Source organism: Cohnella sp. AR92 (genome assembly GCF_003990975.1).
In the GTDB taxonomy this organism is placed as follows: Bacteria; Bacillota; Bacilli; order Paenibacillales; family Paenibacillaceae; genus Cohnella.
Genome location: NZ_RZJR01000001.1, coordinates 326,128 through 341,623 on the forward strand (window position 1 = coordinate 326,128; position 15,496 = coordinate 341,623).

General features: G+C 58.0%; 11 protein-coding genes. 8 read left to right on the plus strand and 3 right to left on the minus strand.

Annotated features, from left to right (window positions below; genetic code table 11):
- Positions 1 to 33 precede the first annotated feature (33 nt).
- The 4 genes from ELR57_RS01555 to ELR57_RS01570 all read left to right on the plus strand — a co-directional run bounded on the left by ELR57_RS01555 (position 34) and on the right by ELR57_RS01570 (position 4,445).
- On the plus strand, positions 34 to 1,392 hold the full coding sequence (locus tag ELR57_RS01555; RefSeq protein ID WP_126956885.1) for an NAD(P)-dependent oxidoreductase: 1,359 nt from the start codon (positions 34 to 36) through the stop codon (positions 1,390 to 1,392).
- A 116-nt stretch (positions 1,393 to 1,508) separates the two neighbouring features.
- Positions 1,509 to 2,792, plus strand: coding sequence for an NAD-dependent dihydropyrimidine dehydrogenase subunit PreA (gene preA, locus ELR57_RS01560; protein WP_126956553.1), 1,284 nt, complete (start codon positions 1,509 to 1,511; stop codon positions 2,790 to 2,792).
- 1 nt (position 2,793) lies between these two features.
- Entirely contained in the window at positions 2,794 to 4,221 is a 1,428-nt protein-coding gene (gene hydA, locus ELR57_RS01565; protein WP_126956555.1) for a dihydropyrimidinase, read from the plus strand.
- Positions 4,221 to 4,445, plus strand: coding sequence for a hypothetical protein (locus ELR57_RS01570; protein WP_126956557.1), 225 nt, complete (start codon positions 4,221 to 4,223; stop codon positions 4,443 to 4,445). The genes hydA and ELR57_RS01570 overlap by 1 nt, the downstream gene beginning before the upstream one ends.
- A gap of 811 nt (positions 4,446 to 5,256) precedes the next feature.
- Here ELR57_RS01570 and ELR57_RS01575 read toward each other — a convergent pair.
- The 3 genes from ELR57_RS01575 to ELR57_RS01585 form a co-directional block, all read right to left on the minus strand.
- Positions 5,257 to 6,099 (minus strand): lipoate--protein ligase family protein, encoded by an 843-nt coding sequence (locus tag ELR57_RS01575; RefSeq protein ID WP_238162368.1) that lies wholly within the window; start codon positions 6,097 to 6,099, stop codon positions 5,257 to 5,259.
- A gap of 373 nt (positions 6,100 to 6,472) precedes the next feature.
- Positions 6,473 to 7,303 carry a carbohydrate ABC transporter permease gene (locus ELR57_RS01580; protein ID WP_126956559.1) on the minus strand — a complete coding sequence of 277 codons (831 nt, stop codon included), beginning with the start codon at positions 7,301 to 7,303 and terminating at the stop codon, positions 6,473 to 6,475.
- Positions 7,303 to 8,190, minus strand: a complete 888-nt coding sequence (locus tag ELR57_RS01585; RefSeq protein ID WP_126956561.1) for a carbohydrate ABC transporter permease — start codon at positions 8,188 to 8,190, stop codon at positions 7,303 to 7,305. The genes ELR57_RS01580 and ELR57_RS01585 overlap by 1 nt, the downstream gene beginning before the upstream one ends.
- A gap of 175 nt (positions 8,191 to 8,365) precedes the next feature.
- Between ELR57_RS01585 and ELR57_RS01590 the strand changes: the two genes are divergently transcribed.
- From ELR57_RS01590 to ELR57_RS01605, 4 genes are all read left to right on the plus strand, one after another.
- Positions 8,366 to 10,204: a cache domain-containing sensor histidine kinase gene (locus ELR57_RS01590; RefSeq protein WP_126956563.1), complete on the plus strand. Its 1,839-nt coding sequence runs from the start codon at positions 8,366 to 8,368 to the stop codon at positions 10,202 to 10,204.
- Positions 10,197 to 11,831 carry a response regulator transcription factor gene (locus ELR57_RS01595; RefSeq protein WP_126956565.1) on the plus strand — a complete coding sequence of 545 codons (1,635 nt, stop codon included), beginning with the start codon at positions 10,197 to 10,199 and terminating at the stop codon, positions 11,829 to 11,831. Before ELR57_RS01590 ends, ELR57_RS01595 begins: the two co-directional genes overlap by 8 nt.
- Positions 11,832 to 11,961: 130 nt before the next feature.
- Positions 11,962 to 13,272, plus strand: a complete 1,311-nt coding sequence (locus tag ELR57_RS01600) for an extracellular solute-binding protein (protein WP_126956567.1) — start codon at positions 11,962 to 11,964, stop codon at positions 13,270 to 13,272.
- Between the two features lie 109 nt (positions 13,273 to 13,381).
- Positions 13,382 to 15,478, plus strand: coding sequence for a glycoside hydrolase family 36 protein (locus ELR57_RS01605; protein WP_126956569.1), 2,097 nt, complete (start codon positions 13,382 to 13,384; stop codon positions 15,476 to 15,478).
- Positions 15,479 to 15,496 lie beyond the last annotated feature (18 nt).

Below are 15,496 nucleotides of genomic sequence, written 5' to 3' on the forward strand. Positions count from 1 at the left end.
GGATGACAAGTGGAACGCAGCCGATCGCTTAGAATGCTGTCCGCCGAGAAATTCAAGATTCAGTTCGCCGAAGTGGAGCCTGGCATGACGTACAAAGCCGCATCCGAAGAAGCCAACCGCTGCCTCTATTGTTACGATGCGCCTTGCATCAAAGCTTGTCCGACGAGCATCAACATTCCGTCTTTCATCAAACGAATCGCCACGGGCAACCTGAAGGGCGCGGCAACGACGATCATGGATTCCAATCCGGTCGGAGCGAGCTGCTCGCGAGTATGCCCGACGGAAGAGCTGTGCGAAGGGGCCTGCGTCCTGAACTCGGCATCCGAGCCGATCCAGATCGGCTTGCTTCAGCGTTATGCGACCGACTGGGCGATCCAGAGCGGGAAGCCCTTGTTCACGGCAGGTCCGGCCATTGGCCGTAAGGTAGCGGTGATCGGAGCGGGCCCGGCGGGATTATCGGCAGCGCGCGAGCTGGCGAGAGACGGCTTCGGCGTCACGATCTACGAGGCGCGGGAGAAGGCCGGAGGGCTGGATACCTACGGCATCGTCTCCTTCCGGCTGCCGCAGGAGATCTCCCTCTGGGAAGTCGAGCAGGTCGAGAAGCTGGGCGTCGAGATCAAGACTGGCGTCAAAGTAGGCGTCGATGTGGGCGTTGACGAGCTGATGGAAAAGTACGATGCGATCGTGCTGGCCGCCGGCATGGGCTATGTCCCTTCCCTCGGGATTGAAGGGGAAGAGCTTAGCGGCGTCTATGACGCGATCCAATTCGTCGAAGGGACGAAGACGGGAGCTCCGGATATCGCTCTCGAGGGAGCCCGCGTGGCTATTATCGGAGCCGGCAATACCGCGATCGACGCGGCGACCTGCTCGGTTCGCTTAGGGGCGGAGAACGTCAAGATGGTCTATCGCCGCACGAAGGAAGAGATGACGGCTTACGACTTCGAGTATGAGTTCGCGAAGCAGGACGGCGTCGAATTCAGCTGGCTGACCGCGCCGAAGCGCATCCTCGGAGACGAATCGGGCCGCGTGACCCATCTAGAATGCCTGCGAATGGAGCTGTCGGCGGAAGCGGGCAAGGACGGAAGGCGGGCGCCGGTTGCGGTTCCCGGCTCTGAATTCCTGATGCCGGTCGACGCGATCGTCGTTGCCATCGGGCAGAAGCGGCATACGGCGCTCATCGAGCTGCTCGGCCTGGAGCATGACCGAGGCGTCGTGAAGATCGACGCGAACACGCGATTGACCTCCCATCCGAAGGTGTATGCGGCAGGGGACGTGATTTTCGGCAACGGGCAAGGCGAGGCAATGGTCGTTTCCGCCGCCGAACAAGGCAAGCAGGCCGCACATGCGATCCGCGAGCGCTTCTCCGCGCGAACAAGCTCGGTAGCCATATAAGCGGGGCAGATAAAGACGGGAATAGCGACGGGGATAGAGAACGGAATAAAGACGGGAATAAAGACGGGAATAAAGACGGGAATAAAGACGGGAATAAAGACGGGAGGAAGACGAAGATGGCAGACCTTAGCATTAATCTCGCGGGGATCAAGTCGCCGAATCCGTTCTGGCTGGCATCCGCGCCGCCTACGAATACGGGGTACCAAGTGCAGCGCGCTTTCGAGGCGGGTTGGGGCGGCGCCGTATGGAAGACGCTGGGGGATCCTATTATCAATACCTCCTCGCGCTTCGCCGCCGTGAACTTCAACGGGCAGAGGGTGGCCGGCTTCAACAATATCGAGCTGATCACCGACCGGCCGCTGGAAGTGAACCTGAAGGAGATCTACGAGACGAAGAAAAGATTCCCGGATCGGGCCGTCGTCGCCTCCCTGATGGTCGAGCCCAAGCGCGAGAAGTGGCATGAGATCGTCAAGCGCGTCGAAGCGATCGGCGTCGACGGCCTGGAGCTCAACTTCGGCTGTCCGCACGGGATGGCGGAGCGCGGCATGGGCGCCGCATCCGGGCAGCAGCCCGACCTTGTCGAGATGCAGACGTACTTCGTTAAGGAGGTCGCCACGACTCCGGTCATCGTGAAGCTGACGCCCAACATCACGGACATCACCGTAGTGGCCCGGCACGCGGTCAAGGGCGGAGCGGATGCGATCAGCATGATCAACACGATCAACTCTCTGGCGGGAGTCGACATCTATTCCTGGAACACGATCCCGCACGTGGGGGGCAAAGGAGCGCACGGCGGCTATTGCGGACCGGCGGTCAAGCCGATCGCCCTGAACATGGTCGCCGAGTGCGCGAGGAATCCGGAGGTCGGCGTGCCTATCTCGGGCATCGGCGGCATCTCCAACTGGCAGGACACGGTCGAATTCCTGCTGATGGGAGCGACCGGCGTTCAGATCTGCACGGCGGCGATGCATCACGGCTTCCGCATCGTGGAAGACATGATCGACGGCCTCAACAATTACCTGGAAGAGATGGGCTTGTCCTCGGTGACGGAGCTGATCGGCAAGTCCGTCCCCAAGTACTCGACCTGGGGCGACCTGGACCTGAACTACAAGGTCGTTGCCAAGATCAACACCGAGACCTGCATCAACTGCAACAAGTGCCACATCGCTTGCGAGGATACATCGCACCAATGCATCGAGAGGAAGACGGACGCCTCGGGCAAGGAAATCCTCGTCGTTCGCGAGGAAGACTGCGTCGGCTGCAACCTCTGTTCGATCGTCTGTCCGGTCGACGGCGCGATCGAGATGGTGGAGGTGGACGAAGGGCTGGCTCCGATGAGCTGGAACGAGCGCCAACGCGCCATATCGATTCTAAATACCGCAGAGATGGGGGTAGTTTAAGATGAAGAAAATCATTAAGAACGGGACGATTGTGACGGCGGCGGACACTTTCTTCGGCGATATTCTGATCGATGACGGCATCATCGTCATGATTGGCGTCGATCTCGAGTCGGAGGGCGCGGAGATCGTGGACGCGACGGGCTGCTACGTCTTCCCGGGCGGCATCGATCCCCATACCCATCTCGACATGCCTTTCGGCGGCACGATGACGGCGGACGACTTCGAGACCGGCACGATCGCGGCGGCTTACGGCGGCACGACGACGGTCATCGACTTCTGCATCACGAACAGCAAGAAGCCGCTCGGGGAGTGGGTCCAAGATTGGCATGCCAAAGCCAAGGGCAAGGCGGTCATCGATTACGGGTTCCACTTGATGATTACGGACGCGAACGATGCGGCGCTTGCCGAGATCCCGGGCATTATCGAGAAGGAAGGCATCACCTCGCTTAAAGTTTTCATGGCATACAAGAATGTTTTCCAAGCCGACGACGGCGTCCTGTTCAAGACTCTGCTGCTGGCGAAGGAGCAAGGCGCGCTCGTCATGGTCCATGCCGAGAACGGCGACGTCATCGACTATCTGGTCAACAAGGCTCTTGAAGAGGGCAACACCGATCCGATCTATCATGCTTTGACCAGGCCGTCGGTGTTGGAGGGCGAGGCAACGGGGAGAGCGGCCGACTTGACCGGCATGGCGGACTCGCAGCTGTACGTCGTGCACGTCACCTGCGAGGAAGCGGTGAACAAGATCGCCGAAGCCCGCCGCAAGGGGCTGAAGGTATACGGAGAGACCTGTCCGCAGTATCTGACGCTGGACGTCACCGAGCTGGAGAAGCCGAACTTCGAAGGAGCGAAGTTCGTGTGGTCTCCGCCGCTGCGCGAGAAGCGCCACCAAGAGGTGCTCTGGGACGCGCTCTGGAACGGTTCGCTGCAGACGATCGGCTCCGACCAATGCTCCTTCAACTTCAAGGGACAGAAGGACCTCGGACTCGGCGACTTCTCGAAAATTCCGAACGGCGGGCCGACGATCGAGGACCGCTTCACGATTCTATATTCGGAAGGAGTCGAGAAAGGCCGCATCTCGCTGAACAAGTTCGTGGACGTCATCTCCACGACAAGCGCGAAGCTGTTCGGCCTGTTCCCGCAGAAGGGAACCATCGCGATCGGCAGCGACGCGGATATCGTCATCTTCGACCCGTCGGTGGAAAGGACGTTGTCGGTCGAGACTCATCATATGAACGTCGACTACAACCCTTACGAAGGCATGAAGGTGAAGGGGGAGCCGGTCTCCGTGCTCGTGCGCGGCGAGTTCGTCATTCGCGACAAGCAATTTGTCGGAGACGCCGGAAGCGGACAGTACCTGCAGCGCAAGCGCTTCGCGGCGGCGGACCATATCCCGGCGAAGAAGCATCCGGTCGGAGGTGCGCACTGATGTCGGCTTACGACGATTACGCGGCGGAGAAGCAGGCGCTCGAGGAGCTGGTGGCGGACGGTTATTTGATCGCTCGCGTGACGGAGCTGTTGGATGGAGCCGAAGTGATCTTCGTCAAGCAAGGAGCGGAGAAGAAGAAGGTAAATCTGCTGACGGCCGACGCGCGCAAATACTTGTCGTACTTGCTCATCGCCCAGCAGAAAGCGTCTGCCAAAGCTCAATAAGGTTGGAAGGCGGCGAGGGGGGGCCCTCGCCTTTTTATTGTTATTGAACATAGTTCAATAACTTGTGAGAAAGAGTGGTGTTTCGGCAGGAGTTATTGAACAAAGTTCAATAACTCCTGAGGAAGAAGGGCGTCTCGGCAGGAGTTATTGAACAAAGTTCAATAACTCTCGAGGAAGAAGGGTTTCTCGGCAGGAGTTAATGAATAAAGTTCAATAACTCTTGAGGAAGAAGGGCGTTTCGGTAGGAGATATTGAACAAAGTTCAATAACTCTCGAGGAAGAGTGGCAACGGTGGCTGCCGAATGGCACTGGGTGCAACAAATCGGCGGAGAAGCGGGCGACGAGCTGAAGTGTAGCACTGGGTGCAACAAATCGGCGGAGAAGCGGGCGGACGAGCTGAAGTGTGGTACTGGGTGCAACAAATCGGCGGGCATGCGGGGGAACGAGCTAAAGTGTAGCACTGGGTGCAACAAATCGGCGGAGAAGCGGGCGACGAGCTGAAGTGTGGTACTGGGTGCAACAAATCGGCGGGCATGCGGGGGAACGAGCTGAAGTGTGGTACTGGGTGCAACAAATCGGCGGGAACGCGGGCGGACGAGCTAAAGTGTGGTACTGGTTAAATATTGGATAAAGTTCAATAACTCTCGAGGAAGAGAGGCGACGGGGGCAGCCGAATGGTCCTGTGCATTCTTTTCTAAGTCAAACGGCAGCCCATCGGGCTGCCGTTGTTCACGATACAGAATTACCTGCCTTTATCGTCTACGCAAAGCTTCTTTGGCTTACAAGGACGGTGAAGCCGATTTTGCTTCGTTCAGCTCTTGATCCCATACCGGCTGCGGAGCATGTCGACCGTCTCCTGCAGTTCTTCCTCGCTTGGCATCCGAAGCGAAGCGGCTGCTGCCGCCATGCCGGCTTCCGTCTGCCGGTCGCGAATGATCCCCTTGACCTCTTCGGCGAATGCCTCCGCCGCCCCGAGGCCGAGATCGACGATCTCGGCGAGGCTTGCCGTGCTGTCCTCCGTCACGTGCGGATACTGGGACGAGTCGGCGCCGACCGCCGCGCGATCGTAGAATTGCCGGACAAGCTTGGTCCGGGCCTGACCCGAGCCTTCGACGATGACGAAGGCTTGAATGACGAAAGCCCGCGTTTGCCTGCGCTGCGCGATTCCGCAGAACTTCAGTCCATTGATGCTGAGGTCGAAGTCCCCCGGGCAATAGGCGCCTTGGATCTCCCCTTTATCCACCGACCACCCCGTGCTGGCGACGGCCGTCGCGATGAGCGCGTACATTTTCTCAAAATCGCTATGGAAGTGGAAGGAATCGATCGAAGGCTTGGGGAGAATCAGCGAGATGTTCACGACGCCGGGATCGAGCGGAACCGCGGCTCCCCCGGAGTTGCGCACCGCCACCTGATACCCTTTAGCCTCCAGCCACCGGGCCGCGTCTGGCGTTCCCGGAAGCCGGCTGTCCCGCAGCCCCATCACGAACGATTGAGGCTGTCTCCACAAATGGCAGATCGCCGGTCCCCCCTCCCCGGTCCGCGCGCACAGCCATTCGTCCAGCGCGAACGGCAGCAGAGGATCCTCCTTTTCCAACCGGTTCGTTCGATCCAGAATGACCATATCTTCAAGCCCGGCTAGCATATCTATGTTCACGATGGCATGTCCCCTTCCAATATACGATCATCATACCCTAGCGACGGGCGCAGGGGAAGGAGAAGGCAGCGCAACAGAGGTGCCGAGGCGAGATAGTCGAAGGAATCGACTAACGGAGCTGCGAAGGGGGCCAGCAGAGGCGAGATAGTCGAAGGAATCGACTAACGAAGCTGCGAAAGGGGTTAGCCGAGGCGAGATAGTCGAAGGAATCGACTAACGGAGCCGCGAAGTGGGCAAGCCGAGGCGAGATAGTCGAAAAAATCGACTAACGGAGCTGCGAAGGGGGCCAGCAGAGGCGAGATAGTCGAAGGAATCGACTAACATCAAAAGACCGCCCCGAACGAGTCGGGACGGTCTCTCTTCGCAGCAACGATCAGCCCTTGACGGCCCCTGCGACAACGCCTTTGACGATGTACTTCTGCAGGAAGATGAACACGATGATCGAAGGCAGGACGGCGAGCACCATGGCGGTCATCGCGTATTGCCAGTCGGACGTGTATTGGCCCACGAAGGTGTAGGCGGCCAGCGTCAGCGTCTTGGTCGAAGGCGAGCCGTTGACCATGAGCAGCGGGAGCAGGAAGTCGTTCCAGATCCACATGACGTCGATGATGACGATCGTCGCGGTGACCGACTTCAGCAGCGGGAAGATGACGGAGAAGAACAACCGGAAGCCGGAAGCGCCGTCGATCGTCGCGCTCTCGTCGATCTCGCGCGGAATGCCTTTGACGAAGCCGTGGTAGATGAACACGGCCAGCGGAGCGCCGAAGCCCCAGTAGAGCAGGCCGAGGCCCCAGGTGCTGTCGGACAGGTGAAGGAAGCTTGCCGTCTTCATGACCGTCAGCATGATCGATTGGAACGGGATCAGCATCGGCATGATACAGATGAAGTAGACGATGGCGCTTGCCCGGGATTTGGTTCTCGACAGCTTGTACGCGGCGATGGAGGAGACCAGAATGATTCCGGCCAGACCCAGGATCGTCACGACGGCGTTGTTCAGGAACAAGCGCGGGTAATCGATGTACTTCCAAACATACTCGTAATTCGCGAAGCTCCAGCTCTTCGGCAGGGCGATGACGTCGGTCATGACCTCTTGGAAGCTCTTGAAGGAGTTGATGATCATCAGGAACAGCGGATATAAGAACAGCAGCGCGATCAGGACTAGGATGATCTCTCCGATGACTCGAAGGACGGGATTCGTGCGCATTAGCTCTCAACCTCCCTGCGCTTGAAGATATACAGCTGAACGACCGTGATGATGAGAACGGCGATGAACAGAACGAGAGCCTTCGCGGTGCCGTAACCGAACAGGTTGTTCTGGAACGTATCGCGGTAGATGTCGTAAGCGACCGAGTAAGTCGTTCCGCCGGGACCGCCGCCGGTCAGCGACAGGATGACGTCGAATACCTTGATCGAGTTAGTCAGCGCCATGAATACCGAGATCGTAATCGATGGAGCGAGGAGCGGCAGCGTGATGCTGAAGAAACGCCGAACCGGTCCGGCTCCGTCCATGACCGCGGCTTCCTTCATGTCGTCCGGAATCGATTGAAGGCCGGCGATGTAGATGACCAGGTAGAACCCGACCGATTGCCAGATCGACACGCCCAAGACCGAGATGAACGCGAGCCCGGGCTCGCCCAGCCAGCTTTTGCCGAAGACGGCCCAGCCGGTGCTATTGCCGAGTGATTCGAAGCCTTGCATGAAAATAAACTTCCAGATAAAGCCGACGATAACCAAGCTCAGAATGTACGGAATGAAGAACGCGGCCCGCAGGAATGTTTTCGACTTCAGCTTGGAATCGAGAATGACCGCCAGCACGATGGCGATGACATTGACCAGGATGATGTACAGGACGGCATATTTAACGGTAAACCAGGAAGCGGCCGAGAAGTTGGCGTCTCCCGTGAAGATCTGCTTGAAGTTATCGAGTCCGACGAACTTCGGATGCTTGGAGATCCCGTTCCAGTTCGTCATCGAGTAACGGACCGTCAGGACGAACGGAATGTAGAAGGCAACCGCAACGCAGATCAGAACCGGCAGGGTAAAGATGCCGAATTCCAGCTTCTCGCTGAGCTTTCTACTCCTATTTTTCATACCCACACCTCTTTCTTAGGGTTGCGACTTGTCGTTTCGATCAGGGCGACTAGGCTGTACATCCTGACTTCACTTAGGCTATATTGCATTATAAACAGCGCAACCCGCCTGAAAAATGGATTTAAGCAAACAGTTAAGGGTAAAAAGGTGAACTCCGTTCGCCTGGGGAGGTCCTATGCAGAAACGGTCGGATTGGTTCCGCAGATCGATAAGAAGGCTTAGGGAAGCGGCGACTCGCCGGTTGGTCAACAAGCTTATTTTACTCTTCAGCACTATTCTCATTCTGGTCGTGATGTCGCTGACGCTCATCTCCTATCGGATCATCGAGAAGGAATCGGTCCAGCACAGCATCTCCAGCAACTCCAACAACCTGCTCCTCGTGAACAAGAACTTCGAGAAGTATTTCGGAGAGATCGAGCAGCTGTCTCTGCCTAAGAGCCGGTACGACGACATCGTCAGCTCGATCATTCATGAACGGACGGATTACGGCTCTCAGCAATACTTGCAGAACTATCTGTGGGAGCTGTTCTATTCGCGCAGCGATCTCGACGAGATCGCGTTGTACTTGATCGACGAAGGCAAGTACTACTATATCCGCAGAGAGAACTTCAACGTCCCGATCCGCACGGTCGCGGACGACACGATCCCGAAGCAAGCGTGGTACCAAAGCGTGATGAGAAGCGAGAAGAACGCCGAGCTGCAATCGCTTGTCCTAGGCGCGGAGACCGGGTATCCTTCCGTGTCCTCCGACAGCTTCATGGCCTACCATCGGGTCATTCGATCGTTGGCCGATCGCAAGGCGAGAGCCGTGCTCAGCTTCTTCTTCAATGACTCGGAGAAGACGAACATCCTGAAGGACATCCCTTTCAACGAGGGCGAACACGTTCTGTTCTTGAATGCGAACGGAGTTCCGTTCCATGTGGACGATCCGGATTTCTACGAACGTTCGGCGGCAACGGCCGAGTTCATGGACAAGCTGGGGAGCGGCGCCGACAAATCGCGGTTCACGTGGAAGGAAGGCAGAACCTCCTATCTGGTGATGGACAACACGAGCGAGGACGGAGGCTGGAAGCTCGTCAAGGCGGTTCCGTACAGCCAGATTTACGAGACAGCGCAGCAGACCCGCAGGCTCGGCCTCTTGATCGGCCTCGGCTTCCTGGCGGTTGCCATCGTACTGACCACGCTTACCTCGAACGCGATCACGAGACCGCTCAAGAGATTGTCGACCCAGATGAGAAGGTTCAGCGGGGGCGAGTTCGATTCCGTGGTCGAAGTGAAGGGGCGGGACGAGATCGCTTACCTGTCCAGGCACTTCAACCTGATGGTCAGCCGAACGAACGAACTGATCAACGAACGGTACAAAATGAAGCTGGTGGAGAAGAACGCGATCCTGAAGGCGCTGGAAGCGGAGATCAACCCGCACTTCCTCTACAACGCGCTTCAGGCGATCTCGACGAAGGCGCTTAAAGGCGGAATGGACGAGATTGCCGATATGGTAGACGCGCTGGCGCTGACGCTAAGATATTGCATAAGCGGCAAGGACATCGTGCAAGCTAGGGACGAGTTGAGGCATATCGAGCGGTATATGGTCCTGCAGAAAGCGAGATTCGGAGAGCGGCTGATCATCAAATACGAGATAGAAGAGTCCCTGATGCAGCTGCCGATTCCGAAGCTGTCGATTCAATCCCTCGTGGAAAATTCAATCAAGCACGCTCTGGAGCGGGTGTCCAGCACGATCACGATCGTCGTTGGAATTCAACTGGAGGCGTCGTATGCCGTCCTCTCCGTCCGGGATAACGGGCCCGGCATTCCGGCGGATAAGCTGGAAGCCATCCTGGAGTCCTTCGAGGCTCAATGGGAAGACCAGGAGGGCGACAACATCGGCCTGCGCAATCTCCACACCCGACTGAAGCTGATCTATGGAGACAAGGCGGGGCTCGACATCCGAACGGACGAGGAAGGCACCGAGATGAGAATGATGATTCCGCAGGGAGGGGACGACAGCCATGCTTAAAGTGTTGATTATCGATGACGAAGAGCCGTCCCGCGAGGCGATCCGCATTCTGGGCGATTGGCAAGGGCTCGGGATCGATGAAGTGTTCGAAGCCGGCAACGGCAAAGAGGGATTGGCTCTTCTAGAGCAGCGAAGACCGGATATCGTGCTCGTGGACATGAAAATGCCGGAGATGGACGGTTTGGAGTTCCTGAAGCATGTCGAGAGGGAGTATCCGAACCTGTTCACGATCGTGATCAGCGGCTACAACGATTTCGAATATACGAGACAAGCGATTCGTTCGAGGGTCGTCGATTACCTCTTGAAGCCGCTCAACCGCCAGGATCTTAACCAAGCGCTTCGCAACGCGGTGGAGGTGTTGGAGGCCCGCAAGCAGACGGAGAGCGAATTCATCGACCGGAATATCACCCTGAACATGTCCGTTCCGAAGCTTAAGGAAAATATCTATCTGTCGATTATCGAGAGGAACGTAAAGGTCAACAACAACGAAGCTTATCTGCGGCTGATCGGCGCGGACGATCCGGACAAGCGCTACTGTGCGACGGCCGTGCGGATCCTCAACATGGAGAGCGTCGCGGAGACTCGCTTTAAGCAGGAGACCGACCTTCTCCGCTTCGCGGTCACGAACGTCATCAACGATTTCGCGGACGAGGGCTTCCAGAGCTTCGGCTTCGCCAATCCGAAGCGGGAGCGCGAGATTATCGTCGTTCATTCGCTGTCGAACGAAGTGATGGGGGACGTGTCGTTCCGTTCGAACCACTTCATGAAGAAGATCGTCTCCGCGCTCGGGGAGCTGTTCGGCATTGTCGTCGCGGCGGGAATCGGGATGCCGATTCGGGAGATCTCCCGGCTCTCCGATTCGTACGAGTCCGCGGCCAAAGCCGCGGAATCCATCGATCTCTTGAAGCTGCCGGGGGATCGCGGCATCGTGTCGGACGTCTCGAACGAAGGTCCGAAGGAGAACGTTTCTCTGCTGAGCCGTTTCTCTCAGCTTCGTACGGCGATCGATGCGGGCAACCTCAATCAGGTTCGAGGCGTCGTTCAGGATTACGCGAAGATGCTTCGGACCCTTCCGCTTCTGCGGCTAAAGGATGCGGATCGGGTGCTGAAGGAGCTGGTGAGGCAGCTGGATGAGCTTCTGTTGGAGAACGGAGGCACTCCGGAGCCCCATGTGACGGAAGGAAGCTTGAAGGAGCTCGGGATCGTCGCCGATTACGCCGGCGCCGAGCAGTTCGAAGCCCTTCTGGTTCGGATCGCCGAAGTGTACTTCCATCGAATCCGTTCCTCGGCTGCGGCGGACAAGTCGTTCGCGATCAGCGAGATCAAGGAGTTCATCGACCAGAATTACTTCGAGGACATCAAGGTGTCGATGTTCACCGAGAAGTATTTTCTGAGCCGGGAATACCTCATGAAGCTGTTCAAGCAGCAATACGGCTTCGGCATTCACGAGTACGTGCAGAAGATCCGGATGGACAAGGCGAAGGAGCTGCTCAGCCATTCGGAGCTGAAGATCCAGGAGATTTCCGAGATGTTGGGGTACAAGGACAAGAATTATTTCAGCAAGGCGTTCCGGAATTATTTCTCCCTCTCTCCTACAGAATACCGAATGAAGCAATCGGATGGATAAAAGTGAACGAGGCAGGCACTACACTTTTTTACCCTCAAGTGGTCACGAATCTACATTTTTATCGACTCCCGATTTCTTTAGAATGAACTTCGAAAGCAAATTTCACTTACCACAGAGTGGGGGCGTAAGAATGTTAAAGAGAATGACGGCGCTTTCCGTTAGCGCGGTGCTGATGGTGGGCGCTCTGGCGGCATGCGGCAACAACAATAATAATGCAGGTAACACGGCGTCTCCGTCGGCCAGCGGCGCGGCGAGCGACAAACCGGTTACGATCAACATGTTTACGGCATCTCCGGAATATACCGACGCGTTCAATGCTTACATCGAGGAATACAAGAAAGTAAAGCCGAACGTGACGATCAACCTTGAGATCATGCAAGCGGACTACAACACGGTTCTCAAGTCCCGTATCGCTTCCGGCAACACGCCTGACGTCTTCCAGACAACGGCGGGCGGCGACATCGACACGTTCGCGGAATACAGCTACGACCTGACCAACGAGCCGCTCGCAGCGGCAATGACGGATGCGGTACGTTCGAACATGTCGTCCGCGGACGGCAAGGTTCTCGGCCTTCCGGTCAAGGGCAACCTGTTCACCCTGATCTACAACAAGGATCTGTTCGAGAAAGCCGGCATCACCGAAGTTCCGAAGACGACGGCACAGCTGGACGACGCGATCTCGAAGCTGGAAGCGGCCGGAATCACTCCTTTCGCTAACGCCTATAAAGAATGGTGGACCTGGAAGCACGTCTTCCAACACTTCGTTGACGCGGCCGCTCAGGACGCCGGCACCGACGCGAAGACGCTCGTTAACCAATTCATCAAGGGCGAGACGAAGTTCGCGGATCATCCGGTTCTCGAGAATAACTTCTTCAACTTCATCGACACGACCATCAAGCACGGCACCGACAAGCCGCTGGAACGCGACAGCAATGCCGAAGTCAGCGACTTCGCATCCGGCAAGGCCGCGATCATGACCGGCAAGGGCGCATGGGACGAGGAAGCGATCAAGAAGATCAGCCCGGACATCAAGATCGGCATCATGGGCTACCCGGTCAGCGACAAGGCTGAGCAGGCGGTCATCATTACCGGCGCCGACCAAGCTCTCCGCATCAACAAGGATTCCAAGAACGCAGCGGCTGTCGTCGAGTTCTTCAACTGGCTGTATACGTCCGACTACGGCAAGCAATGGTTCTCGAACGTAGCGAAGGTTATTCCTCCGATCAAGGACGCTCCGCTTCCGGATCTGGACATGCCGAAGCAAATGGACGAACTGCTGAAGACGGAAGCCTCCGGCGACCTGTCCGTCAACTACTCGCTCGACACGTTCCATCAGAAGTTCGGCGAGATCATGCAGGCTTATATCGGCGGCAGCAAGAAGAAGGAAGCCGCGATCAAGGAAATCGAGCAAGCTTGGCAGCAGTTGGGCGCAGCTCAATAATCGAGCTTTGCGCGTCGAATAGCGACGAATAAGACAAGACCGTTCAACTCAGCGCCGGCCGGCGCTGAGTTGAATGCTTTAATTGCGCGGAAGGAAGGGGTACTGCCCTATGGCACAGATGATCCAGCTGGAAGAGAACGGCCTCCATATCGTTATCCGGGTAACCGACGAACAGGACGTGCGCCTGCTCCACTTCGGGGCAAGCCCGTTCGATCCGAGTCTAGTCGGCGAGAAGCAGGAAGAGGGCTTCCGGCTTCTCGAGCTCCAGCTGTCGGGCGACGATCGCGCGGAATACCACGGCCGGACGCACCGGGCGACGTTCCCCGGACTGCGGATGAGATATGCGGGGCATGTCGATTCCCGCAACGAGATCGGCCGCAAGCTGGAGATCGCGATGGCGGACCCGCAGACGGGTCTGAAGTCGGTCTCTCACCTGCAATTCTATACCGGAACGACAGTCGTTCGATCTTGGACGGTTCTAGTTAACGAGGGCCGGGAGGCGGTCGGCGTCGAGTACGTCTCCTCCTTCGCCTTGACCGGTATCGATAAGGAAGGCACGCTCGACCGGGACAAGAAGATGTGGGTATCCATTCCCCATACGGGCTGGCAGAGCGAGATCCAGTGGCGGACGAACACGCTGCCCGAGCTGGGCTTGTCTCACTACACGGACCGCAGCTCGAAGCGGATCTCCTGCAGCAACACCGGCTCCTGGTCGGCCGCGGAGCACATTCCCATGGCCGTCGTGGAGAACGCCCAAGCCGGAACGAGCCTCGTCTGGCAGATCGAGCATAACGGATCGTGGCATTGGGAGCTGATCGATCAATTCGACTTCCTGACGCTGCTGATCAGCGGACCGACGGAGCATGACAACCATTGGTGGAAGCAGCTCAGCCCAGGCGAGGAGTTCGTCTCCGTGCCGGTCGCGGTCGGCTCGGTGAAGGGCGGCTTCGAGGAAGCGATCGGCCAGCTCACGACGTATCGCCGGGCGATTCGCCGCCCGAACGACGACAACCGCCTGCTTCGAGTCATCTTCAACGACTACATGAACTGCCTCTGGGGCAGCCCGACGACGGAGAAGCTGCTCCCGCTGATAGACGCGGCCGCCGAGATCGGCAGCGAATACTTCTGCATCGATGCCGGCTGGTACGCGCCGGGCGAATGGTGGGACGGCGTCGGCGAGTGGCTGACCTCGCAGGAACGTTTCCCTGAAGGCATCGAGTACGTGCTGGGGTATATTCGCGAGAAAGGCATGATCCCCGGCCTCTGGCTGGAGCTTGAGGTGATGGGCATCCGCAGCCCCAAGCTCGCCGAGGCGGACGACAGCTGGTTCTTCAAGCGGCACGGCAAGCGCGTGAAGGATCGCAGCCGGTATCAGCTCGATTACCGGAATCCGGCGGTTATCGCCCACGCGAACGAAGTCATTCGCCGTCTGGTCGAGGACTACGGCGTCGGCTATATCAAGATGGACTACAACATCAACGCCGGCATCGGCACCGAGACGGACTCGGACAGCTTCGGCGACGGGCTGCTCCAGCATAACCGCGCTTATCTCGCTTGGCTTGACGGCATTTTCGCCAAGTACCCGGATCTCGTCATCGAGAACTGCTCCAGCGGCGGCATGCGCATGGACTACGCGATGCTGAGCCGCCACAGCATTCAATCGACGAGCGACCAGGAGGACTACGCGAAGTACGCGGCGATCGCCGCAAGCTCCCCGTCCGCCCTGACGCCGGAGCAATCGGCGATTTGGTCGTACCCGCTGCGCGAAGGCGATGACGAAGAAGTCATCTTCAACATGGTGAACGCGCTGCTGCTTCGGGTGCATCAGAGCGGCCATGTCGCCGAGCTAAGCCCTCGCCGCCGTGCGCTCGTCAAGGAAGCGCTCGATTATTACAAAACGATCCGCGGCGACATCCGCGAATCGCTTCCGTTCTGGCCGCTCGGCCTGCCGAAGTCGGAGGACGACTGGGTCAGCTTCGGGCTTCGCAACGGAGATCGGGTTTACGTCGCCGTCTGGCGCATTCGCGGCCCGGAAAGCGAGATCGCGCTGCCTCTTCCGCAGCTGGCGGGAACGGAGCTGTCCGCCCGGATAGCTTATCCGGCGGAGAACGACAGCTCCGTCGCTTGGAACCGCGAGATCGGGGAGCTCAAGGTGAAGCTGCCGCGCGAGAAGACGGCACGGCTGATCGAGCTGCGTATCCAATAGAAGGAGGAAGCCTCTTGG